General features: G+C 65.1%; 5 protein-coding genes and 1 pseudogene. All 6 read left to right on the top strand.

What is annotated here, in order from left to right; all coding sequences use genetic code 11:
- Positions 1 to 576: nucleotidyl transferase AbiEii/AbiGii toxin family protein (locus QZY03_RS22165; RefSeq protein ID WP_295584660.1), on the top strand; the 576-nt coding region annotated here is incomplete at its 5' end.
- A 94-nt stretch (positions 577 to 670) separates the two neighbouring features.
- A pseudogene (locus QZY03_RS22160) lies at positions 671 to 1362 on the top strand (hypothetical protein); the annotation flags it as partial.
- Positions 1363 to 1540: 178 nt separating this feature from the next.
- A complete protein-coding gene (locus tag QZY03_RS22155; protein WP_295584659.1) occupies positions 1541 to 2083 on the top strand; it encodes a YaeQ family protein in 543 nt (180 codons plus the stop codon).
- Positions 2084 to 2208: 125 nt separating this feature from the next.
- Complete coding sequence (locus tag QZY03_RS22150; RefSeq protein ID WP_363168798.1) at positions 2209 to 2454, top strand: hypothetical protein; 246 nt, start codon at positions 2209 to 2211, stop codon at positions 2452 to 2454.
- Positions 2451 to 3521: an alanine racemase gene (gene alr, locus QZY03_RS22145; RefSeq protein WP_295584657.1), complete on the top strand. Its 1071-nt coding sequence runs from the start codon at positions 2451 to 2453 to the stop codon at positions 3519 to 3521. Before QZY03_RS22150 ends, alr begins: the two co-directional genes overlap by 4 nt.
- Before the next feature lie 182 nt (positions 3522 to 3703).
- Positions 3704 to 4681 (top strand): hypothetical protein, encoded by a 978-nt coding sequence (locus QZY03_RS22140; RefSeq protein ID WP_295584656.1) that lies wholly within the window; start codon positions 3704 to 3706, stop codon positions 4679 to 4681.
- Positions 4682 to 4937: the final 256 nt, after the last annotated feature.

Genomic DNA, 4937 nt, shown 5'->3' with positions numbered 1-4937 from the left:
GTCTTGGACGAATACCGCGAGTCGGTGGACATCGACTTCCTGTGCGCCGCGACCGAGGGGTATCGCGCTATCCGCTCGACCGTGAGCGAGGGGTCGCTCGGCGAACTGTTTCGCGTTGCGCCGCGGCTGTTGCGTGAGGTGCGGGCAGACCGGTACGGGATTCGCACTGTGCTGGAGGTGGAGGGTGTCCCGGTTCGCTTCGAGGTGGTCCTCGAAGGGCGTATTCCGCTACGCTGCGAGACGGTGGAACCCTTGCCCGTGCCGATCCTCGCCCGCACCGACCTGTTCGCCGAGAAGCTTCTGGCCAACTGCGACCGCTGGGCCGATCGCAGCACCTTTGCCCGCGATGTCCTGGACCTACTGGTGATGTCGGCCCACTGGGGGCCAATCCCTGCCGAGGCGATCGGAATCGCGGAAAATGCCTATGGCCCGGCGGTTCGCCTCGCCTACGCGCGTGCGACCCAAGCGCTCGCCGACGACTCCGCCTACCTGGTGCGGTGCTTCGACGCCTTGTCCGTCTCGTCCGAGGCCCGGACTATGGTTCGGGAGCGACTGGGACGCGTTGGGGTGCCCTGAGCCGCCGCCAAGCTCCGGCGCACATCTGGTCTTGGACGGTTCGCGGACATCTGAGGATACTTGCGGCTTCGTCCATCGAGCCGCCGAGCCTGCTATGAACGACAACGCCGACTTCAGCCTCTCGGGCCACTGGGCCGAGTGGCTACAAGCGCTCGATGCGGTCATCGCGTGCGACGGCCGCAACCGCGCCACCTTCCTGCTGCGCAAACGCTTCGACCGGGCGCGCGCCCAGCGCGCGGCGCTGCCGCCGGTCTGGAGTACGCGCTGCTGCAACACCATCGCGCTCATTTCTTTCGCGCCGGCCAGGACGGTGACCTGGTGTACTTCCAACCCCACTCAGCGCCGGGCGTTTACGCGCGCGCCTTCCTCGAAGGGCGGCTGAGCGAAGCTCAGCTCGACCACTACCGGCGCGAGGTTGGGGGCGAGGGCCTGTGCTCCTATTGCCACCCCTATCTGATGCCGCAGTTCTGGCAGTTCCCCACCGGCTCGATGGGGCTGGGCGCGCTCCAGGCCATCTATCAGGCGCGCTTCATGCGCTATCTCGAACACCGCGGGATCGCCGCTACCGCGGGCCGCAAAGTCTGGGCCTTCGTCGGCGACGGCGAGATGGACGAGCCGGAGTCCCTGGCGGGGCTGTCGCTCGCCGGTCGCGAGCGGCTGGACAATCTGATCGTGGTGATGAACTGCAACCTGCAGCGCCTGGACGGTCCGATGCGCGGCAATGGCTCCATCGTGCAGGAGCTCGAAGGGCTCTTCGCCGGGGCGGGCTGGAACGTCATTAAGCTCAGGAATACCGGGAGAAAATAGGTGTCTGAATCGTCCGGTTTCACAAAGTTTCACGAATGTAGTGCCACTGAGCGCTTTTTTCCGCTGTAAGCGGATGATCTTAAGAGAGAAATAATCCGAGGTGTTAAACTTGGGTTAAGATAGCGGTTCAACCCGCTTCACTATTCAGGACAGACCCATGGCCCTCAAGGCGACCGTGTTCAAGGCCCAGGTACAGATCAGCGACATGGACCGTCACTATTACGGCTCGCACGCCCTCACGCTGGCGCGCCACCCTTCGGAGACCGACGAGCGGATGATGGTCCGGCTGCTCGCCTTCTGCTTGCTCGCCGATCCGCTGCTGACCTTCGCCAAGGGGTTGAGTACGGACGAGGAGCCGGATCTTTGGCAGCACAGTCTCAGCGGCGAGCTGGAACTCTGGGTCGAGGTCGGCCTGCCCGACGCGCGGCGCCTGAGGCAGGTGTGCGGGCGCGCCCGCCAGGTGGTGGTGATCAGCTACGGTGGCCGGACGGCCGCCCTGTGGTGGCAGCAGAACAGCGAGGCCCTGGCGCGGCTGCCGAACCTACGGGTGCTGGACCTCGAGAATGCCGACGAGGTCGATGCGCTGACCGCATTGGTTGCGCGCAGTATGGATCTGACCTGTACCATCGAGGGCGGCCATTGCTGGGTCAGGGACGATCAGACCACGGTGGAGCTGTCGCCGCTGGTGCGGCAAGGGTAAAGCCTTCGCGAAAACGGGTGTCGGCGAAACGACGCGGTGCGAGACCATCCTCGTGGGTGTCGTAAACTCGATTACGACAACGATAGTGTTTAGCTTGTTCTTGACTCGTCATCAGGGTGGCAAAGATGCTGATCGGCGTACCGCGCGAGATCAAACCCCAGGAGTATCGCGTCGGCCTGACCCCCGAGTCGGTGGCCGAGTTGGTCCATCAGGGCCACGGGGTGCTGGTGGAGACGCAGGCCGGGGCGGGCATCGGGGCGGACGATGCGGCCTATCAGGCGGCGGGCGCGCGGATCGCGCCGGACGCGGCGGCGGTGTTCGCCGGCGCCGAACTGATCTGGCGGACCATCCGGCATCGGGGTCTGCCATGAGCCGCCCCACGCGCGCCCGAATCGATCTGGACGCGCTACGCCACAATTTGCGTCATGCCAAGGAACTGGCCGGAACGGCACGGGTCGTCGCCGTGGTCAAGGCGAACGCCTATGGTCACGGCGTGGTCCAGGTCGCCCGCGCGCTGGTCGGGCAGGCCGATGCCTTCGGGGTCGCCTGCGTGGAGGAGGCCGCCGAACTGCGGGAGTCGGGGATCAGTGACCCCATCCTGCTCCTGGAGGGGGTCTTCGCCCCGGATGAGATCCGGTTGGTCGATCAACTGGGCCTGACGATGGTGGTCCACTGCCGGGAGCAATTGGAGTGGGTGCGGGCGGCCCGTCCGGCCCGGCCGCTGAACTGTTGGCTCAAGCTGGACTCCGGGATGCATCGTTTGGGTCTGACACCAGAGGCTCTGGTGTCGGCGTATCGGGCGCTGACCGAACTGACCCAGGTGGGCGAGGTGGTGCTGATGACACACCTGGCGCGTGCCGACGAGCCGGATCAGCCCTATACCAGCCGTCAACTCGCCCTGTTCGGCGCGGTTTGCGGCGGTCTCAAGGCGCAACGCAGCCTGGCCAGTTCGGCCGGTCTGCTGGCCTGGCCGGATGCGGTTGGTGACTGGGTGCGCCCCGGCATCATGCTTTACGGGGCCACACCGCTGGGCGATGGACATCCATCGGCGGCCCGACTGCGCCCGGTCATGACGCTGGAATCGGCCCTGATCGCCGTGCGCGATCTGGCCCCTGGAGAGCCGATCGGCTATGGCGGGCGCTTCGTCTGCGCGCGACCGACCCGGGTGGGTGTGGTCGCGGCCGGGTACGCGGACGGCTATCCCCGCCACGCGCGCGACGGCACCCCGGCGGCCGTCAACGGACACCTGACTCGGATCATCGGCCGGGTCTCCATGGATATGCTCACGGTGGACCTGACTGACCTGCCGCAGGCCCGCCTCGGGGACCCGGTGGAACTCTGGGGCGCCCGCGTCAGCGCCAACGCGGTCGCCGCTGCCGCCGACACCATCGCCTACCAGTTGTTCACCGGCGTGACGAGTCGGGTGCCGCGGGTCTAGGAGGCCATTCGTTGAGGCGGGGACAAGCGGGCTGAATGTCCGCGCATAAACGCAAAGTGAAGCTGACTCTTTAATTTGCATTCATGTGCGTTCATGTGCGGAAGAATCCTCTTTTTCCTCTCGCACCGAGCGCGGTCAGTTGCTGCCGCCGGGTGCGTAAAGCACCGGTTCCGTTTGTTGATATGTCTGATAATCCACTGACGCATCACGAGATTCTGACCCTGGTCGAACCCTTCAGCCGCAGCGGCCGGCAACTGGACCTCGCGGCCAGCGACCGCCCGGAGCGGCGCCTGGTCTTCAAACCGCGTGAGTATCCGTCCAAGACACTGTTCGGACCGACGCTGACTGAGACGCTGGTCCTGGAGAACCCAAGGTCCGATCTGTACCGGCTCGTCCGCAACATGCGCATTCCGTCGGGCGAAACTGCCACTTTGCGCGTCGAGGGGTCGGACCCCGCGAACCTGGTCGAGCGGTTGGACCGGATTGCCGCGCAGGTCCATTTCCAGGTGTGCCGCGGGGTCACCATCGCCCGCAGCTACCGGTTGATCTACAACCCGAGCAGCGTCCGGGGCGTGCCGGGGCAAGACAATCTGGTCCTGAGAGAGGCGAAGGCCGATCTGGGCAACATCGAGCTGACGCTGGATGCCGGGATCGGGACCCGCGGTCCGGCGGAAGTCCATCTGACGGCGAAACCCGAGCAACCGTTCGCGCCACCCGATGATTTGCTGGCGGTCCTGGGCTGGAGCTGGAAGCCGCTGCGGCCCATCAAGAACGGTTGGCGATCACTGCTGCGCCTGCCGGCGAGCGAGCCCAAGCGGACGCCCGCGCTCGAACAGAAACTGGTGCAGACCGTGGAGCACCTGGCGCTCACCCTGGCGGAGCCGCCGGCGCGTTTCCACCGGCGTTTTCCGGTGGCGCGCTGGGTCTGTGTGTCGCGGCGGTTGGCCGGGATTCTGGTGGTCCTGGGTCTGTTGGCCGCGGGACCGCTGATCATGTTCATGGACCTGGCGCCGGGTTCCATCTGGCGCTTTCTGGCCTTTCACTCGCCGCCCTTTCTGATGATCGGCTTCTTCATGGTCAAGGAACTGCCGCTCATGCGCCCGCCGCGGATTCCCAGCCCACCGCCGGAGACGGCCTGGGTGCCGACTGCGGTCACCTGACGGCAACTGATGCGACCACAGGGTCCGGCGCACGGCGCCGGATACTGGATGTCGCCGTTTGCACCGTGGCAACCGATTGTTGACTCAGTTCACGTTCGCTTTCGACCTCGGGAACTAAGAGGATATCCGGAACAAAATATGCTAAAACTGACAAATCCTATAATTTACAACGCTTAATCTATCAAGTGCCGAAAGCGCCGTATTGTCAGAGTTCAGTAACATATCAAGAAATTGCAAACGGTTGTCTTTAATATGC

Origin of the sequence: uncultured Lamprocystis sp. (assembly GCF_903933125.1) — a bacterium.
GTDB lineage: Bacteria > Pseudomonadota > Gammaproteobacteria > Chromatiales > Chromatiaceae > Thiodictyon.
Note: the sequence above shows the minus strand (reverse complement) of the source record. Positions and strands in the feature narration are given on the sequence as shown.